This is a genomic window from Microbacterium sp. AC145, assembly GCF_979258505.1.
Window position 1 is genome coordinate 1,528,188 of record NZ_OZ409859.1, and the last position, 16,758, is coordinate 1,544,945.

Below are 16,758 nucleotides of genomic sequence, written 5' to 3' on the forward strand. Positions count from 1 at the left end.
AAGATCTCGAAGGATCACCGTGAACACCACGCTGCACCACACAACCACCCACCCACCGGATACCGAGGACCAGCAGGTCCTCCACCTCCCCGCACCCGACGAGCTGCGGCGCCTGGCGCTCGCCGATCGTCTCTCCCTCAAGATCGGCCTCTGGCTGCTCCGACGAGCACAGCGACCGCACAGAGAGCGGCGACCGGCGATCTCCGCTGACGATTCGGTCCGCCTGGACCGGAGACATCGCCCCGTCGACGACCCCTTGGCGCTGATGATGTTCGACCTGCAGCGCCAGCTGCGCTGATCTGGAGAGGACCATGAGCATTCACCTCGTCGACGGTGCATCGCTGCATCCGCTCGTGCTGCCTGCACGGGCGGATGCCGCGGATGCGGGCGAGTTCCGAGAACTCGCCCGCCTCCGCAATGCCGTCTATCGCGAGCTCACCGGACGCAGGGAGCAGGACCTGACGCCTCAGGCCCTGCTCCCGATCCTCCGCTCCCGGAAGGAGAGGACGACCGCGGTCTGGGTGGTACGCGCTGACGGCGAGATGGTCGGACGCGTCGTCGTCGACATTCCGCACGAGACGGGTTCCCGAGTCGCCATCGCCACCATCGAGATCCATCCGCGTGCGTGGGGTCGCGGCATCGGTACAGCGATCGTGCCGCACATCGAGGCGTTCGCCCGCGACCACGACCGCACCGTCATCCAGAACTGGACGGAACAGCAAGCCAGCGACGGGCCGCGCATAGACGCACTCACCGGGTTCGGCAGCGTGCCCGACGATCATGTCGCCCGTTTCCTGACTCGACAGGGATTCACCCTCGAACAGGTGTACCGGATCAGCCGACTCGATCTGCATCGCGCTGCGCTGGACCGTGCTGCCGCTCTCGTGGAGGACGCTCGCCGGCTCTCGACGGAGTACCGGGTGCTGCAGTGGTGCGTAACGACTCCGGCCGAGCATGTCGAGGCATACGGGTGGCTGAAGTCGAGGATGTCGACGGATGCGCCGTCTGCCGACCTCGAAACCGATGAGGAGTCCTGGGATGCAGAACGCCTGAGGGCGATGGAGGATCGCATCGCGGAGATGGAACAGACGATGCAGGTGACCGTCGCGCAGCACATCCAGACAGGTGAGCTCGCAGCATTCACCGAGCTCGGCATCGGCCCGGACCGCGACGCGACGACGCACCAGCACGACACTCTCGTGCTGAAGGAGCATCGGGGCAATCGTCTCGGCCAGCTCGTGAAGTGCGCCGCCCTGCTCTCCTGGGGAGATATCGCACCCGCCTCGCAGGAAGTCATCACCTATAACGCCGAAGAGAATCGGCCGATGCTCTCCATCAACGAAGCCATGGGCTTCACCGCCATCGCCTACGAAGGCGCCTGGAAGAAGGAACTGACATGACGACCACCGCGCTGACGATCTCTGCGCTGATCGTCCCCACGTCGATGGACGACGCCGACGGCGCGGACTTCCGCGCGTACGGGGATCTCAACCGCCAGATCTGCGACGAGCTCGTCGGCCTGCCTGAGATCGCGCCCGACGCCGCGCAGCTGCTGGCAGGGTGGCAGGACAGTACCGACACTCTGCACACCGGATTCGTCGCGCGACTCGGAGACGAGATCGTGGGGATGATCACGATCGATTACGCACAGGAGGAAGATGCCCATGCGGCGGAGATCGATCTGATGGTGCCGGAGCGGCTCTGGGGACGCGGCGTCGAAGATGCGCTGCTCTCGCTCGCGGAGACGGAGGCGCGCGCACACGGTCGCTCGCTCGTGCAGACCTGGACGCTCCACCGCCCTGTCGAGGCCGACCGGATGATCGTTCCCAGAACAGGATGGGGCCGCATCCCGGCGATCCCGCTGTCGGATGCACTCGAGGCCCGCGGCTACGAGTTCGAGCAGGTCGAGCGCAACAGCGAGTTCGATCTGCGCTCGGACCCTGCTCCGCTCCGCGCGGCATTGTCGGCGGCTCAGACCGCTGCCGGACCTGACTATCGCGTGATCCAGTGGATGGCTCCGACGCCCGCGAGCCGCAGAGAAGGTTACGCGGCGATCCTCGCGCGCCTGTCGACGGACGCCCCGAGCGGCGACATGGACTTCGTCGCCGAGGTCTGGGATGCCGACCGGGTGGTCCGTCGCGAGCACCGACTCACCGGGGCAGGTCAAGCGCTCTCCGTCGTGGTGGTGGAGCACGTGCCCAGTGGCGCGATCGTCGCGTACAACGAGCTGCTCGTCGGTGCCGACCGGACGGGCATCACCCATCAGCTCGGCACGCTCGTCGTGAGCGAACATCGCGGACACCGCCTCGGAACCATCGTCAAGTGCGCCAACCTGCTGCATTGGCAGGACCGGATGCCGCTGTCCCAGGCCGTCTCCACCTTCAACGCGGAAGAGAACCGTCCGATGCTGAGCATCAACGAGGCCGTGGGCTTCACACCGGTGTCGTACGCCGGAGCGTGGCAGAAGAGACTCTGAGATCATCCGCTCGGCGTATCCGTCCGACGACGGATACACCGAGCGACCGATGCGGCGGTCGGGTGCCCACCGCGACGCTGGAGTCATGAACACCTCTGTGCTCGAAGCCCGCTCCCTGACCAAGACCTACGGCACGACACGTGCACTCGCCGGGGTGGATCTGACGATCCGCCGCGGCGAGTCCGTGGCGATCATGGGAGCGTCGGGGTCGGGGAAGACCACGCTGCTGCACGTCCTCGCCGGGATCATCACCCCGGACTCGGGCACCGTCACCTTCCAGCCGTCTGCGGGCGATCCGGTCGACGTGGGCGGGCTCGGCGAATCGGCTCGGTCCCGTCTGCGCCGCGAACGATTCGGGTTCGTCTTCCAGCAGGGTCTGCTGATCCCGGAACTCACTGCGGTCGAGAACGTGGCGCTCGCATCGATGATCAACGGCGTGAAGCGCGCGGATGCCGTCTCCCACGCCGCCTCCTGGCTCGTCGCACTCGGACTCGGAGGCATGGAGGAGCGCCGCATCGGTGAACTGTCGGGCGGCCAGGCCCAGCGAGTCGCGATCGCTCGCGCTCAGGCGACCGGCGCCGACCTCGTGTTCGCGGACGAGCCGACCGGAGCACTCGACTCGCAGACGTCTCACGAGGTGATGGACGCCCTGCTGTGGTCGACGACAGGGCAGGGACGCACGCTCCTGGTCGTCACACACGACGCCGAAGTGGCTGCGCGGTGCTCCCGCACGGTCGCAGTGCGCGACGGCCGGATCGTCGGGACGGAGGTGTCTGCATGAACGCACAGACACTCATGCTGCTGCTCCGCCCGGCGAAGCAGCAGAGCGCAGTGCTCGTCCTCCCCGTCGTGGCCTTCTCCATCGTGACCGCGCTCGTGCTGACCGTCGTCGGAGGCGCCCAGGCCTTCTGGTCGTGGACCGATCCGGAGGCACCCGTCTACCAGGCGCTCGCTGCCATCGCACTGGTCCTCCTGGTCGTGCCACTGATGAATCTGGGAGGAGCGGCGGCACGCCTCTCCGCCCGCCGACGCGACGAACGTCTCTCCACTCTGCGGCTGCTGGGTGTGACGCCCCTCGGCGTCGGCGTCGCGACGATCCTCGAATCGGTGCTGGTCGCCACAGCCGGCGCTCTCATCGGGGTGCTCGTGCACCTCGCCATCTCACCCCTCGTCGGAATGATCCCGTTCCGCGGCATCCCGCTCGGCCTCGATTCGGTGCTCCTCTCTCCGCTCGGCGGCGCGGGTGTGGTTCTCGTGGTCCTGCTCGTCTCAGCGGCCAGCGCAGCGTTCGGGCTCCGTCGCGTGATCATCTCTCCGCTCGGTGTGCGTCTGCGCACGACGGCGTCGCGCGTGCATTGGCTTCGCGCGCTCGTCGGAGCGGCAGCCCTGGCGGGCATCTTCGTGATGATGAAGGTGTTCCCCTCGATCGCCGACCTCGGAGTGACGATCGCGGTGCTGGCCTCCCTGTTCGGAATCGCGCTCGCCGTGCTCAATGTGATCGGTCCGTGGATCCTCAGAATCGGAGCCTCCCGTCGACTGCGCCGGGCACAGCACCCGGCAGGGCTGCTCGCGGCTCGCCTCGTGCTCGACTCTCCCAAGTCTGCGTGGCGTCAGGTGAGCGGCATCGCGATGACCAGCTTCATCGCCGTGTTCGTGGGCACCGGTGTCTCACTTCTGAACGTGATGTCCGGCGAAGACGTCAACGCCGCCGATGCTGCACTCGCCACCGACATCCGCACCGGACTCATCATCACCCTCAGTGCATCGTTCCTCATGGTGGCAGCGTCCGTCGGGGTGAATCAGGCGGCATCCGTGCTCGACCACCGCGAACTGCACGCCAGTCTGCATCGCTTGGGAATGCCGTTCGAGACCATGGACGAAGCCCGACGATCGGCGATCATGTCACCCCTGCTCACCGTCGCGATCGGCTCGGCCGTGTGCGCGGGGGTCCTGGTGTTCCCACTCCTCGGGATCGCCCTGATCACCACCCCCGAGTCGCTGCTCACGATCGCAGTCGTCTTGGCAGTCGGAATCGCCCTGGTCTGGGCGAGCACGCGGGCGACAAGGCCTCTTCTCGCCGGAGCGTTCCATGAGGCGTGATCCCGGTCAGCGACGGCGCTGGCACCTCGGGCAGTAGTGGCTCGAGCGATTCATGAACGCCTCGCGCCGGATCAGGCCCCCGCAACGCGGGCAGGGCTGGCCGCCGCGGCCGTAGGCGTTGAGCGAATGCGCGAAGTACCCGGCCTGACCGTTCACATTCACGTACTGCGCGTCGAAGCTGGTGCCGCCCTCTGCGAGAGCTTTCGCGAGGACGGAGCGGACCTCGGCGAGCAGCCTCATCACGGCTCGAGCCGAGAGCCCACTCGCCGCGGAGTCAGGGTGAATCCGCGCGGCCCAGAGCGACTCGTCGGCATAGATGTTTCCGACGCCGCTGATCACCTGCTGGTCGAGCAGTACACGCTTGATCGCGCTCCCCCGCCTGCGGGTGGCCCGAACGAAGACGTCATCATCGAAGAACGGGTCGAGCGGATCCCTCGCGATGTGCGTGACCTGAGTCGGAATCGACGTCGGACCGTCGGGCACGAGCAGATCCACGGCGAGGGACCCGAAAGTGCGCTGGTCGGCGAACACCACGGCCAGCTCCCCGTGCCGAGGGTGCTCGATGGTCAGGCGGATGCGCTCATGCCGCTCTGCACCTGCATCGGGAGCGCGGAGCAGCATCTGCCCGCTCATCCCGAGATGCGCGATGAGCGCCGAGTCGCCATCGTCGAGCGGAAGCCACAGGAACTTTCCACGACGCGCAGCATCGGTGAATCTGCGGCCTTCCAGACGAGCGACGAAATCAGGGGCGCCCGCCGCGTGTCTGGTCAGTGCGCGCTCATCGAACACGCTGACGCCTGTGATCATCGAGCCGGTCGTCGCCGGTGCGAGCCCGGCTCTGACGACCTCGACCTCGGGAAGCTCAGGCACTTTCGTCGAGTACACGCCACGCGCTGAGCGCGGCGGCCATCTCCGCCGTCTTCTTGCTGCTGCCTCTGCCTGTCATGGTGAGTTCTCCGACGACCACCGTCGCCACGAACCGGCGATCGTGATCGGGACCGCTCGCTTCGACGGAGTACTGGGGAGGGGCACTTCCCTGACGAGCGGCGATCTCCTGCAGGCTCGTCTTCGGATCCATCGCGGCGCCATAGCGCTCCGGGTCCGCGAGCAGCGGTGCGGTCAGACGGAGCACCAGCTCGGTCGCGGCCTCCGGGCCCGCCGACAGATAGGTGGCACCGATCACCGCTTCCATCGTGTCAGCGAGGATCGAGTCCTTGTCGCGACCGCCGGTCTGCTCTTCGCCGCGTCCGAGACGAAGATGGCTGCCGAGGTCTATGCCACGGGCTACTTCGGCGAGGGCGACCGTCGAGACGACGCTCGCGCGCCGTTTGGCCAGCGACCCCTCATCGAGCTCGGGAAGGGTCGTGAAAAGCATCACGGTGACCGCCTGGCCGAGAACGGAGTCGCCGAGGAACTCCAGTCGCTCATTGTGCGGAATCGCACCGTGCTCGTACGCGTACGAGCGATGCGTGAGCGCCAACTCCAGAAGCTCCGCGTCGATATCGACGCGGAGCTTCTCGGGGAGAGGTCTCGACGCTCCGTCGACCTCTGTCACAACCGTGATGTCGCGACTCAGACGTCGGCGACCTTGCGGCCCTTGTACTCGAGGAACAGCTCGGTGCCCTGCGAGTCGGTGACGACCTTCGCCTGGTGGGGACGGCTGTAGACGACCTGGCCGTTCTCGATCGTCTTGACGAGCGCGACGGGCGCCGCCTTCCACTGCGCGCGGCGCGAGCGGGTGTTCGAACGGGATACCTTGCGCTTCGGGGGGTTACCAGCCATGACTAGCTCTCTTCTTTCTCGGCGGCGCGAGATTCTTCCGCGCCGTCTTGGTCTGTGATGTTCTGGAGCGCACTCCATCGAGGATCGATGGGAGCGGCCTGCTCCATTCCGGTTCTCTCGGTCAGCCTCTCGCCCGTTTCCGGGTCGAGACCCGGGCAATCCGGCTGACAGACCGGCTGAAAAGGAAGTGCCAGTACGGCAGCATCCCTGACCAGAGTTTCAAGATCCACGTGGTCGTCTTGAACCTCGAAGTCAGTTTCTTCCTCACCAGGATACGCGAAAAGCTCCTGGAACTCGACTTCGACGGGCCGAGTGATGTCGATGAGGCATCTTCCGCACACACCGGAGTAGTCGGCGTCGAGCGCTCCCGACACCAGAATGCCCTCGTGGACGGACTCCAGACGCACGTCGAGGTCGAGCTCGGAACCTGCCTCATAGGACACGATTCCCTCGCCCCAGGCCTCGGGAAGCGTCACTCTGAATTCATGCTCGCGCATCTCCCCCGGCTTGCGGACGATGTCGCGGACGGGGAGGACGAAGGGGCCATTGAGTCGGGAACGCACCCCGCAATGGTACCGGCTCCACGGACTCCTCGGCTGGTTCCGAGCTGAGCGCGAGGACCGGGACCTCGCTCAGATGCCGCGGGATCCCGTGTCGAGGAACGCCGCGACAGCCCGCGGAACGAACGGCGCGACATCGCCGCCGAGGCCGGCCACCTGCCGCACGAGAGAACTCGACACGAGTGCGTGCGCGGGATCCGGCAGCAGGAAGACGGTCTCGATATCGGCGAGGTGGCGGTTGACGATGGCCATCGGCGACTCGTACGCGACGTCGATCTGAGAGCGGATGCCTTTGACGAGTACCCCGGCACCCACGTCACGCGCATAGTCCACGAGCAGGCCCATGCTCCACGAGCCGATGACGACATTGCCGTCCATCCCGTCTTCGGCGATCGACTGCTCGAGCAACGACATACGCTGCGAGATCGGCAGCATCGCCTCCTTGCCCGGGTTGTGCACGACGAGCACATGGAGCTCGTCATACAGCTTGGCCGCGCGACGGATCACGTCGAGGTGACCCAGGGTCGGCGGATCGAACGAACCCGGGACGACGGCGATCCGACTGCTCATGCCAACAGCCTAAAGCACTCCTCGGGCGGCTCAGTTCTTGGCGAGCGCGGCACGATCCTCGTCGCTGACGCGGCGAGTGATGGCTGCCTTGAGCCCGGGGTTCGCCTCGAGGTCGGGGTCCTCCGCCAGAATCACCTCTGCGAGCTCGCGGGCCCTCACGATGAGACGGGAGTCCTTCACGACACGGAGGAGTTTGAGCGAGGAGCGCACGCCCGCCTGCGCGGCACCGAGCACATCGCCCTCACCGCGCAGCTCCAGATCGACCTCCGCGAGAGCGAACCCGTCGAGTGTGGCCGCGACCGCTTCGACGCGCTCACGCGCGACGGATCCCTCTTCGGCCTCCGTCACGAGGAGGCACAGACCCGGGACACCGCCTCGTCCGACGCGACCACGGAGCTGATGAAGCTGCGACACGCCGAAGCGGTCGGCGTCGAGGACGATCATCGTCGACGCGTTCGGAACGTCCACGCCCACCTCGATCACCGTGGTCGCCAGCAGCAGGTCGATCTCGCCACGCGCGAACGCCTGCATGACCGCGTCCTTCTCGTCGGACGGCATCCGTCCATGCAGCACCGCGCGCCGTAGACCTCCCAGCGTCGGGTGCGTCGCGAGCGCTTCGTCGAGCTGTACGACTCCCCATCGTGGGCCCGAAGCGCCCTCAGGCTGGACAGCGACGGGCTCGCCCGCTTCCGCGGTCTTCTTCGTCGTATCGATCGCCGCACACACCGCGAACACCTGGCGGCCCTGAGCGATCTCCTCGGCTGCACGCTCCCACACTCGGTTGAACCACCCCGGATGCTCGGCGAGTGGCGCCACGAACGACTCGATGCCCGCACGTCCCTTCGGCATCGTGCGGATCACGGAGGTGTCGAGATCGCCGAACACCGTCATCGCCACGGTGCGCGGAATCGGGGTCGCCGTCAGCACCAGGGCGTGTGGACTCGATCCTTTGGCCCGCAAGGCCTCGCGCTGCTCGACACCGAAACGGTGCTGCTCGTCGACCACGACGAGGCCGAGATCGGCGAAAGTGGTCTTCTCGCCCAGCAGCGCATGCGTTCCGACCACGATGAGCGCCTGCCCGGACGCCACGCGCAGCGCCGCCTTTCGACGTTCGGCAGCCGGCATCTGTCCGGTCAACAGCGTCGGCATCACGAGCGGTGCGAGCTGGGGGCCGAGCATCTTGGAGATCGAGCGCAGGTGTTGTCCCGCCAGAACCTCGGTCGGGGCGATGAGTGCGGCCTGCCCGCCGGACTCGGCGACCTGAAGCATCGCTCGCAAGGCCACGAGGGTCTTGCCGGAGCCCACCTCGCCCTGCACCAAGCGATTCATCGGCCAGGATCCGACCAGATCGGCCGTGACCTGTTCTCCCACCGTCTGCTGATCAGGCGTCAACGAGTACGGCAATGATGCGTCGAACCGCTCGAGCAGCCCCCCGCTCTTCGCAGGTCGGGCCGTCGCCGCGAGCGAGCGCACGGCGTCACGCTGCTGGAGCAGCGCGGTCTGCAGCGTCAAGGCCTCGTGCATGCGCAGGGTGCGCACCGCGGGGTCGATGTCGTTGCGGGTCTTGGGTCTGTGGATCTGCTCGAGAGCATCGCGCGCGGTGAGCAGCTCTTCGCGGGCACGCACGTCGGCGGCGAGCGGCTCGGGAACATCGTCGACGGCGTCCAGCACTCGCGTGACGAACTTCGCGATCTGCCACGTCTGCAGGCTCGCCGTGGCCGGATAGATCGGGATCAGAACGGCAGCTCGGGCATCGGCACGGCGCCGTGCTGCGTCTTCGTCATCGAACAGCTCATACTCGGGATGCGCGAACTGCGTGACGCCGTTGAACTCCCCCACCTTGCCGGAGAAGACGCCGCGCCGGCCCACGGCGAGGTCTTCCGAGCGCCATTTCGCCGCGCCGAGATTCTTCGCGAAGAAGGTCAACGACATCTTGCCGATGCCGTCTCCGATGACCACGTCGACCATCGCGCCGCGTCTGTTGCGCATGGCGCGCGCGCTCGAGGACAGCACCTCGGCGACGATCGTGACGGTCTCGCCGAGCGGCAGCTCACGAATCGGCGTCAGCTCGCCGGGGTCTGCATAGCGCCGCGGGTAGTGCGAGAGAAGATCACCGACCGACTTCAGCGCGAATGCCCGCTCCAGGCTCTTCGCCGGGGTGGCACCGAGGGCCTCCTCCAGTGAGGAATCGAGCGTGAGCGACATGGAATGAGTCTAGAAGGCGACGCCGACACTGCCGATCACGCGACCGCCCGCCGTATATCGTGAACGGGTGACGAGGATCATCGCAGGCAAGGCGCGTGGAGCCCGCTTGGGCGTGCCCCCCGCAGGGACCCGCCCCACGAGCGACAGGGTACGAGAGTCTCTCTTCGGCGCCCTCGAGTCGATCGACGTCTTCGCCGGGGCGCGCGTCCTCGATCTCTACGCCGGGTCCGGTGCCCTGGGCCTGGAATCACTCAGTCGTGGCGCGTCCACGGCAGATCTGGTGGAGTACGGCCGCCCTGCGGCCGCCGTGGTGCGCCGTAACGCCGAGACCGTCGCCAGGGCCGGAGACCTGCCCCTCGCACGTGTGCACGAGAGCACAGTTCGCTCGTTCCTGCAGCGCAGCGCGGGAACGTTCGATCTCGTGTTCTCCGATCCGCCGTACGATCTGGCCGACGAGGCCATGACAGCCGACCTCATGGCACTCGCAACGCTTCTGTCGCCGGATGCTCTCGTGATCATCGAGCGCGCGCGGCGTTCGACACCCCCCGAGCTCGCTGCGGCAGGCCTCGAGCTGATCCGCGAGAAGAACTACGGCGACACGACCCTCTGGTGGGCGGAACCGGTGATCCCTCAGCCCGACGCGGAATCCCAGTCCCGGTAGGGATCCCATCCCGTCACGTCGACGGGCACGCCATCGACCAAGACTCCCTCGTCGCTCCGTGCAACCACTGATCCGATGCCACGGAACCCCGGCGGCAGCGACCCGGCGGGGAAGGTCGCGAGGAGCGCATGGTCCTCCCCACCTGCAAGGGCTCGTTCGGGATGCTTCCCCAGAGCCGTCCCGTCGAGGGACAGAGTGATCCCGGACGCTGACGCGAGACGTCGGGCGTCGAGCACCAGCCCGTCCGAGACGTCCATCATCGCGGTCGCGCCCGCCAGCGCGGCGACGGGACCGAGGCCGATCGGCGGGGAAGGTCGCAGCTGCGCGACGAGCGCCGATCTCTCGCCCTCGCCGAGCCGTCCGACGTCGACAGGGATCGGGAGCTCGCCCTCGCGGAAGCGACCGAAGAGAACCGCGAGCCCGTGCGCGGCATGTCCCAGCTCACCGGCCACGGCGACGACGTCGCCGACGTTGGCTCCAGCCCGGGTGACGGGTGCGCGCCCCTCGAGATCGCCCAGGGCCGTCACTGCGACCGTGAGCACGTCCGACACCGTCAGATCGCCCCCGACGACGGCGCAGCCGGGGGCGAGAGCCTGGCAGGCTTCGCGAAGGCCGTCGGCGAGACTCTCCACGAATGACAGGCGCAGATCTCGAGGCACGGCCAGCGCGACCAGCAGCGCAGTGGGGCGAGCACCCATCGCCGCGACGTCCGCGAGATTCACGGCCGCAGATTTCCAGCCCAGGTCGTAGCCGCTCGACCAGGCCAGGCGGAAGTCGGGGCCGTGCACGAGAGTGTCGGTGGTGGCGACGATGCTCCCGGACGGGGCCGCGATCACGGCGGCGTCATCACCGGGCCCGAGGAGGGTGTGCGATCCGGGCGCGGTCCGCGCGAGGATCGCACGGAGGATCTCTCCCTCAGAGAGGTCTCCCAGGCGCGGATCGTCATCGTCAGGTCGGGAGGGCATGCAGTCAAAGGTAGCCTGGATGCATGCCCCGCTTCCGCCGTCTCACCGTCGTCGCCGGCGCACTGGCATTCGTCGCGGCGCTCTCCGGGTGCTCGACCACGATCCACCTCGAGCCCGCGTCGAACGCGAATGATCCGGGGTGCGCCGAAGTCTCCGTTCTGCTGCCCGACGCGGTCGGTGAACTGGATCGCGTCTGGACTGACGCGCAGGCGACCGGAGCCTGGGGCGACCCGACCGTCGTGCTCCGGTGCGGTGTCGAGCCGCCCGCGCCCTCCACCGAGGTCTGCACGACGATCGGCAGCGTGGACTGGCTCGTACTCGAGCAGGAGGAGGAGCGGCAGCGACTCGTGACCTACGGTCGCGATCCGGCGATCGAGGTCATCATCCGCCGCGGCGACTCCATCGACTTCCGCACCGTCGTCGAGAGCCTGTCGACGAGCATCCAGTCAGGGCTCGCACCCGCCACCGCACGGTGCACGGATCGAGTGCCGACCACAGGCGAGTCCGAGGCGGGCTGAACGCCCACCTCGGCGGCACTCAGCGGCGCAGCCCTGCCTCGATCAGCTCCGAGATCAGGTCGCCATAGCTGAGCCCCGAAGCCACCCAGCACTTGGGGAACATCGAGATCGGCGTGAACCCGGGCATCGTGTTCAGCTCGTTCACGACAAGCTCGCCCGTTCCGGTGAGGAACATGTCGACCCGGGCCAGGCCACGGCCGTCGACGGCCTCGAAGGCACGGACCGCTGCCTCCTGGATGGCCGCGATCTCCGAGTCCACGAGCTCCGCAGGGCACACGACGTCGACGCCGTCGCCACCGAGGTACTTTCCCTCGAAGTCGTAGAAACCGCGTGAGGTCAGCACGATCTCGCCGGGCAGCGAGGCGCGGATGCCGTCTGCGCCCTCGAGGACTGCGACCTCGATCTCGCGCCCTGACACGCCCGTCTCGATCAGTACCTTGTCGTCCTCCGCGAAGGCGATGGCCAAGGCCCCGTCGAGCTCTTCAGGTGATTCCACTTTGGAGACGCCCACGCTCGACCCCGCACGCGCGGGCTTGACGAACAGCGGCAGACCGAGATCAGTCGCCGAGGCGCGAACCGACGCCGGGTCCTGAGCCCAATGCCGTGCGCGCACCGTCACCCACGGCGCCACGGAAAGGCCGGCCGCCTGCAGAGCGATCTTCATGAAGTGCTTGTCCATGCACAGGGCGGAGTCGAGCACTCCACCGCCGGCGTAGGGAACCTCGATCGTGTCGAAGTATCCCTGGATCGTGCCGTCCTCGCCGTGCGGACCGTGCAGGATGGGGAGCACGATGTCGATCTCGCCGAACCCCTCGGTGGTGCCGTCGGATCGCACCACGCGAAGCGTGCGGTCTCCCCCGGGCTCGGGCCACAGCACGCGCGTTCCGTTATCGGCGACCTCGGGCAGATGTGCCGCATCCAGCGGGAACTTGGCAGGATCGTCGTCCTCGAGGACGAAAGCGCCCTCGCGAGTGATCCCTACGGGGATCACGTCGTAGCGGTCACGATCAATCGCGCCCAGCACTCCTCCCGCCGTTGCGGAACTGATCGAATGCTCGCTGGAGCGCCCGCCGAAGAGCACCACCACCGTCTGCTTGTCCATGGTTGGTCCTCTCACCCTGTGGGGTGTCGTCATCCGTCGTCAGGTGGGGTGCGATGTCGCGCGGGTTCATCTTGCCGTCGAGCACCATCTTCACCTGCTCGACGATGGGCATGTGAACGTCCGACTCGCGGGCGAGCTGCAGAACCGGAGCGACGGAGGCCAGCCCCTCGGCCGTCTGCTGCATCTGCTTCACGACGTCTTGAAAGCTGTACCCCTGGCCGAGAAGGCGACCGGCGGTGTTGTTGCGGCTCAGCGGAGACTGACATGTGGCGATCAGGTCGCCCAGACCCGCCAGGCCCTGCAGGGTCTCGGGGTGCGCACCGTTGGCCACAGCGAAGTCGGTCATCTCCACGAGACCTCGTGTGATGATCGACGCTTTGGTGTTCTCGCCGTAGCCGACGCCGTCGACGATACCGATGGCGACCGCGATCAGGTTCTTCAGCACTCCGCCGAATTCGGTTCCGATGACATCGGTGTTCACGAACGTGCGGAAATAGCTGTTGCGCGCGGCGCGCGCGACCTCTTCGGCCGTCTCTCGGCTGCGCGACGAGATCACGGCGGCGGTCGGCTGCTCCCGGGCGATCTCGAGCGCGAGGTTCGGCCCCGAGGCGACCGCGATGCGATCGGGGTCGCACCTCAGCTCCTGCTCGATCACCTGGCTCATGCGAAGTCCGCTGGTGCGCTCGACGCCCTTCATCAGACTGACGATCTTCGCATCGCTGTCAGCGATCAGCGGCCTCAGCGCCTTGAGGTTCTCCCGCAGCGACTGGCTGGGAACCGACAGGTACACCTGATCGACGTCGCGCAACGCGATGGCGATCTCATGCGTGGCCGCCATGGTTCGCGGGAGATTGATGCCCGGCAGGTATCGCGAGTTTCGCTTGGCCTCGTCGATCTCGTGCGCCAGCTCGGCGCGTCGAGCCCACATCGTGACCTGCGCGCCGCCGTCGGCGAGGATCTTCCCGAAAGTGGTCCCCCAGCTGCCGGCGCCGATCACGGCGACTCGGGGACCCGTGGCCGCGTTTCGCTTAGGAGTCAAGGCGACCCGTCTCCTTCTGGCCGTGGGATGACGGGTTCCATCGCTCCGCAGGCGCCTTCTCGCCGCGCAGGTCTTCGAGCAGCGCGGTGATGGCGTTCATCAGGCGGTTCGTGGCCTCGTTCAGCGCTGCAGCCTCACCGGCCCGACCGCGGAGGTCGGAGACATCGACGGGATCGCCGATGATGATGTCGACGGGCTTGCGGAGAGGCCAGAGGCTCAACCCCTTCTGATAGCGCCCCATGATCTCCTGTGTGCCCCAGTGGGCCATCGGGATGAGTGGGATTCCATCGGTCAGCGCGAGCCGCACGGCTCCGGATTTGCCCCGCATCGGCCACATGTCGGGATCGCGGGTCAGCGTCCCTTCGGGATACACGATCACGCCACGTCCGTGTTCGACCAGCTCGGCAGACTGCTTCAGCGTCTGCTTCGCGGCCGAGGCCGACGAGGAACGTGCCACCGGGATCATGCCCGTGCGGCGCAGGATCCCGCCGAGAACGGGCACCGAGAAGAGGCTTTCCTTGGCCATGAACCGCGGCGCACGACCGATACGCCAGACCGCGAGTGCGACGACGAGCGGATCGAACTCGGAGTAGTGGTTCGGCGCGAGCACGAACGCCCCCTCACGCGGCAGCTTCTCAGCGCCGGTGATGCGGAGCTTCGCGATCAGCGAGATCAACGGCACAGCGATCGCCGCGACCGGCCAGAACGCACTGGGCCGCGTGGTCTCCGATGACCGGGAACCCATCCGCGTCACCGGATGACGTCGAAGTCGGCGCCGAGCGCGTCGAGCTTTGCGAGGAACTTCTCGTATCCGCGGCTGAGGATGTCGACTCCCGAGACCTTCGATTCGCCCTCGGCCGTCAGCGCCGCGATCACGTGGCTGTACCCACCGCGGAGGTCGGGCACCACGATGTCGGCGCCGTGCAGAGGCGTCGGCCCTGTGATGACGGCGGCCTGCTCGAGATCGCGTCGCGGCACCCGTCGAGCGTCGTCCTGGAGTCCTCGCGGATGCACGACGATGTCAGCACCCATCTTGACCAGCGCTTCGGTGAAGCCCATACGGTTCTCGTACACGGTCTCGTGCACGACCGAGCGGCCGTTCGCCTGGGTCAGAGCGACCACGAGCGGCTGCTGCCAGTCAGTCATGAACCCGGGGTGCACGTCTGTCTCGACGACGACCGGCTTGAGCTCGCCCTCGCGACGGAACAGGATCCCGTCCTCCTGGATGTCGAACCAGCCGCCTGCCTTGCGGAAGACGTTGAGGAAGGTGAGCATCTCCTGCTGCTTGGCACCGCCGACGAAGATCTCGCCGTCCGTCGCCAGAGCCGCAGAGGCCCACGACGCCGCCTCGTTGCGATCGAAGATGGATCGGTGGTCGTAGCCGCGGAGCTTCTCGACGCCCTCGATGAAGATCACCCGATTCGGCTCGTACGAGATGATCGCGCCCATCTTCTGCAGCACCGCGATCAGGTCCATGATCTCGGGCTCGATGGCGGCATTGCGCAGCTCCGTCGTGCCCTCGGCGCGGACGGCGGTCAGCAGCACCTGCTCGGTGGCTCCGACACTCGGGTACGGGAGGTGGATCTTCGCACCGTGCAGACGCTCGCCACCGGTGGAGAGACGGATTCCGCTCGGCAGCTTCTCGACGACAGCGCCGAATTTGCGCAGCGCGTCGAGGTGGAAGTCGATCGGACGGTCGCCGATGCGGCAACCACCGAGATCCGGGATGAACGCCTGCCCGAGGCGATGAAGCAGAGGTCCGCAGAAGAGGATCGGGATCCGTGACGCACCGGCATGGGCGTCGATCTCCTCGAAGTGAGCCGACTCGACGCCGACCGGGTCGAACACCAGCGAGCCGGGCTCATCACCGGGGGTCACCTGGACGCCGTGCACCTCGAGCAGCGAACGCACGACGGCGACATCGCTGAGATCCGGGACGTCGCGCAGCGTGCTCGCCGTCTCGCCCAGGAGAGTGGCGACCATCGCCTTCGTCGCGAGGTTCTTCGCGCCCTTGACGTCGACGCGTCCGCGAAGCGGGCGCCCTCCGCGAATGGCGAGGACGTCTCCGGTGAGAGCGGGTGCTCCGTCGGGGAGAGCGTCGCGCACGGGTGTCGTCATTCGGGCCTCACTTCGTTCAGGGAATTCGGGGCGGGTCGCCCTTCAGCTCACCCGCCCCGCCGTTCACTGAACGGGAAGGGTGCGGGGCCGCCACGACTCGCGACGGGCCTCGAACTGCGCGATCTTGTCTTCGTTGCGCAGTGTGAGCCCGATGTCATCGAGCCCTTCGAGGAGCCGCCATCTAGTGTAATCGTCGATACCGAGGTCAGCCTGGATATCGCCGATCGAGGCGATCCTCTCCTCGAGGTTCACCGTGATCTGAGCCCCGGGATTCCGGTCGATCTCGGCCCAGATACGCTCGAGATCCTCCTCGGAGATCGTCGCCGCGAGCAGCCCCTGCTTGCCGGAGTTGCCTCGGAAGATGTCGGCGAAGCGGGGGCTGAGCACCACTGAGAAGCCGAAGTCGCGAAGTGCCCAGACCGCGTGCTCGCGGCTCGACCCCGTGCCGAAGTCGGGACCTGCGACGAGGACGGATGCGCCCTGGAAGGCCGGCTGGTTGAGCACGAAGTCCGGGTCCTGTCGCCATCCGTGGAAGAGCGCGTCTTCGAAGCCCGTCTTGGTGACCCGCTTGAGGAACACCGCAGGGATGATCTGATCGGTGTCGACGTTCGAGCGCTTCAGCGGCGCGGCGATGCCCGTGTGGGTGGTGAACTTCTCCATGG

At 67.2% G+C, this 16,758-nt stretch carries 19 protein-coding genes; 7 read left to right on the plus strand and 12 right to left on the minus strand.

The features are described from left to right. Positions 1–19 precede the first annotated feature (19 nt). The 5 genes from ACZZZN_RS07540 to ACZZZN_RS07560 all read left to right on the plus strand — a co-directional run bounded on the left by ACZZZN_RS07540 (position 20) and on the right by ACZZZN_RS07560 (position 4,576). Complete coding sequence (locus tag ACZZZN_RS07540; protein ID WP_463504549.1) at positions 20–298, plus strand: hypothetical protein; 279 nt, start codon at positions 20–22, stop codon at positions 296–298. Positions 299–311: 13 nt separating this feature from the next. Next, on the plus strand, positions 312–1,400 hold the full coding sequence (locus ACZZZN_RS07545) for a GNAT family N-acetyltransferase (protein WP_463504550.1): 1,089 nt from the start codon (positions 312–314) through the stop codon (positions 1,398–1,400). Next, positions 1,397–2,476, plus strand: a complete 1,080-nt coding sequence (locus tag ACZZZN_RS07550; RefSeq protein ID WP_463504551.1) for a GNAT family N-acetyltransferase — start codon at positions 1,397–1,399, stop codon at positions 2,474–2,476. The genes ACZZZN_RS07545 and ACZZZN_RS07550 overlap by 4 nt, the downstream gene beginning before the upstream one ends. 85 nt (positions 2,477–2,561) lie before the next feature. Continuing rightward, on the plus strand, positions 2,562–3,257 hold the full coding sequence (locus tag ACZZZN_RS07555; protein WP_463504552.1) for an ABC transporter ATP-binding protein: 696 nt from the start codon (positions 2,562–2,564) through the stop codon (positions 3,255–3,257). Further along, on the plus strand, positions 3,254–4,576 hold the full coding sequence (locus ACZZZN_RS07560) for a permease (RefSeq protein WP_463504553.1): 1,323 nt from the start codon (positions 3,254–3,256) through the stop codon (positions 4,574–4,576). The genes ACZZZN_RS07555 and ACZZZN_RS07560 overlap by 4 nt, the downstream gene beginning before the upstream one ends. Before the next feature lie 6 nt (positions 4,577–4,582). Here ACZZZN_RS07560 and mutM read toward each other — a convergent pair whose 3' ends face one another. The 6 genes from mutM to ACZZZN_RS07590 form a co-directional block, all read right to left on the minus strand. Next, positions 4,583–5,446, minus strand: coding sequence for a bifunctional DNA-formamidopyrimidine glycosylase/DNA-(apurinic or apyrimidinic site) lyase (mutM, locus tag ACZZZN_RS07565; protein ID WP_463504554.1), 864 nt, complete (start codon positions 5,444–5,446; stop codon positions 4,583–4,585). Continuing rightward, entirely contained in the window at positions 5,439–6,131 is a 693-nt protein-coding gene (gene rnc / locus ACZZZN_RS07570) for a ribonuclease III (RefSeq protein WP_463504555.1), read from the minus strand. Before rnc ends, mutM begins: the two co-directional genes overlap by 8 nt. A gap of 17 nt (positions 6,132–6,148) precedes the next feature. After that, positions 6,149–6,358 carry a 50S ribosomal protein L32 gene (gene rpmF, locus ACZZZN_RS07575; protein WP_017830754.1) on the minus strand — a complete coding sequence of 70 codons (210 nt, stop codon included), beginning with the start codon at positions 6,356–6,358 and terminating at the stop codon, positions 6,149–6,151. Between the two features lie 2 nt (positions 6,359–6,360). Further along, positions 6,361–6,855: a YceD family protein gene (locus tag ACZZZN_RS07580; protein WP_463506564.1), complete on the minus strand. Its 495-nt coding sequence runs from the start codon at positions 6,853–6,855 to the stop codon at positions 6,361–6,363. Positions 6,856–6,990: 135 nt separating this feature from the next. Then, positions 6,991–7,488, minus strand: a complete 498-nt coding sequence (gene coaD / locus ACZZZN_RS07585) for a pantetheine-phosphate adenylyltransferase (RefSeq protein WP_463504556.1) — start codon at positions 7,486–7,488, stop codon at positions 6,991–6,993. A gap of 30 nt (positions 7,489–7,518) precedes the next feature. Further along, on the minus strand, positions 7,519–9,693 hold the full coding sequence (locus tag ACZZZN_RS07590; RefSeq protein ID WP_463504557.1) for an ATP-dependent DNA helicase RecG: 2,175 nt from the start codon (positions 9,691–9,693) through the stop codon (positions 7,519–7,521). A 67-nt stretch (positions 9,694–9,760) separates the two neighbouring features. Here ACZZZN_RS07590 and rsmD point away from each other — a divergent pair, with 67 nt between their 5' ends. Next, positions 9,761–10,354 carry a 16S rRNA (guanine(966)-N(2))-methyltransferase RsmD gene (rsmD, locus tag ACZZZN_RS07595; protein WP_463504558.1) on the plus strand — a complete coding sequence of 198 codons (594 nt, stop codon included), beginning with the start codon at positions 9,761–9,763 and terminating at the stop codon, positions 10,352–10,354. Here rsmD and thiL read toward each other — a convergent pair. Further along, complete coding sequence (thiL, locus tag ACZZZN_RS07600; RefSeq protein ID WP_463504559.1) at positions 10,324–11,319, minus strand: thiamine-phosphate kinase; 996 nt, start codon at positions 11,317–11,319, stop codon at positions 10,324–10,326. The genes rsmD and thiL overlap by 31 nt on opposite strands. Positions 11,320–11,342: 23 nt before the next feature. Here thiL and ACZZZN_RS07605 point away from each other — a divergent pair, with 23 nt between their 5' ends. Continuing rightward, positions 11,343–11,837: a DUF3515 family protein gene (locus ACZZZN_RS07605; RefSeq protein ID WP_463504560.1), complete on the plus strand. Its 495-nt coding sequence runs from the start codon at positions 11,343–11,345 to the stop codon at positions 11,835–11,837. A gap of 19 nt (positions 11,838–11,856) precedes the next feature. On the opposite strand, the gene ACZZZN_RS07610 is transcribed toward ACZZZN_RS07605, so the two are convergent. The 5 genes from ACZZZN_RS07610 to leuD form a co-directional block, all read right to left on the minus strand. Further along, positions 11,857–12,939, minus strand: coding sequence for a D-alanine--D-alanine ligase family protein (locus tag ACZZZN_RS07610; RefSeq protein ID WP_463504561.1), 1,083 nt, complete (start codon positions 12,937–12,939; stop codon positions 11,857–11,859). Then, a complete protein-coding gene (locus ACZZZN_RS07615) occupies positions 12,845–13,978 on the minus strand; it encodes an NAD(P)H-dependent glycerol-3-phosphate dehydrogenase (protein WP_463504562.1) in 1,134 nt (377 codons plus the stop codon). Before ACZZZN_RS07615 ends, ACZZZN_RS07610 begins: the two co-directional genes overlap by 95 nt. Further along, on the minus strand, positions 13,968–14,723 hold the full coding sequence (locus ACZZZN_RS07620; RefSeq protein ID WP_463504563.1) for a lysophospholipid acyltransferase family protein: 756 nt from the start codon (positions 14,721–14,723) through the stop codon (positions 13,968–13,970). Before ACZZZN_RS07620 ends, ACZZZN_RS07615 begins: the two co-directional genes overlap by 11 nt. Before the next feature lie 5 nt (positions 14,724–14,728). Beyond that, positions 14,729–16,096, minus strand: a complete 1,368-nt coding sequence (gene murA, locus ACZZZN_RS07625) for a UDP-N-acetylglucosamine 1-carboxyvinyltransferase (RefSeq protein ID WP_463504564.1) — start codon at positions 16,094–16,096, stop codon at positions 14,729–14,731. Positions 16,097–16,159: 63 nt separating this feature from the next. Next, positions 16,160–16,756 (minus strand): 3-isopropylmalate dehydratase small subunit, encoded by a 597-nt coding sequence (gene leuD, locus ACZZZN_RS07630; protein WP_463504565.1) that lies wholly within the window; start codon positions 16,754–16,756, stop codon positions 16,160–16,162. Between the last annotated feature and the right edge of the window lie 2 nt (positions 16,757–16,758).

Bases quoted from the DNA above. Each gene is read 5' to 3' on its own strand.
- ACZZZN_RS07545 (WP_463504550.1), top strand. From the start codon at position 312: ATGAGCATTCACCTCGTCGACGGTGCATCGCTGCATCCGCTCGTGCTG.
- ACZZZN_RS07580 (WP_463506564.1), bottom strand. From the start codon at position 6,855: ATGCGCGAGCATGAATTCAGAGTGACGCTTCCCGAGGCCTGGGGCGAG.
- ACZZZN_RS07620 (WP_463504563.1), bottom strand. From the start codon at position 14,723: ATGGGTTCCCGGTCATCGGAGACCACGCGGCCCAGTGCGTTCTGGCCG.
- ACZZZN_RS07605 (WP_463504560.1), top strand. From the start codon at position 11,343: ATGCCCCGCTTCCGCCGTCTCACCGTCGTCGCCGGCGCACTGGCATTC.
- ACZZZN_RS07550 (WP_463504551.1), top strand. From the start codon at position 1,397: ATGACGACCACCGCGCTGACGATCTCTGCGCTGATCGTCCCCACGTCG.
- coaD (WP_463504556.1), bottom strand. From the start codon at position 7,488: ATGAGCAGTCGGATCGCCGTCGTCCCGGGTTCGTTCGATCCGCCGACC.
- ACZZZN_RS07610 (WP_463504561.1), bottom strand. From the start codon at position 12,939: ATGGACAAGCAGACGGTGGTGGTGCTCTTCGGCGGGCGCTCCAGCGAG.
- murA (WP_463504564.1), bottom strand. From the start codon at position 16,096: ATGACGACACCCGTGCGCGACGCTCTCCCCGACGGAGCACCCGCTCTC.
- thiL (WP_463504559.1), bottom strand. From the start codon at position 11,319: ATGCCCTCCCGACCTGACGATGACGATCCGCGCCTGGGAGACCTCTCT.
- ACZZZN_RS07590 (WP_463504557.1), bottom strand. From the start codon at position 9,693: ATGTCGCTCACGCTCGATTCCTCACTGGAGGAGGCCCTCGGTGCCACC.
- ACZZZN_RS07560 (WP_463504553.1), top strand. From the start codon at position 3,254: ATGAACGCACAGACACTCATGCTGCTGCTCCGCCCGGCGAAGCAGCAG.
- rpmF (WP_017830754.1), bottom strand. From the start codon at position 6,358: ATGGCTGGTAACCCCCCGAAGCGCAAGGTATCCCGTTCGAACACCCGC.
- ACZZZN_RS07555 (WP_463504552.1), top strand. From the start codon at position 2,562: ATGAACACCTCTGTGCTCGAAGCCCGCTCCCTGACCAAGACCTACGGC.
- leuD (WP_463504565.1), bottom strand. From the start codon at position 16,756: ATGGAGAAGTTCACCACCCACACGGGCATCGCCGCGCCGCTGAAGCGC.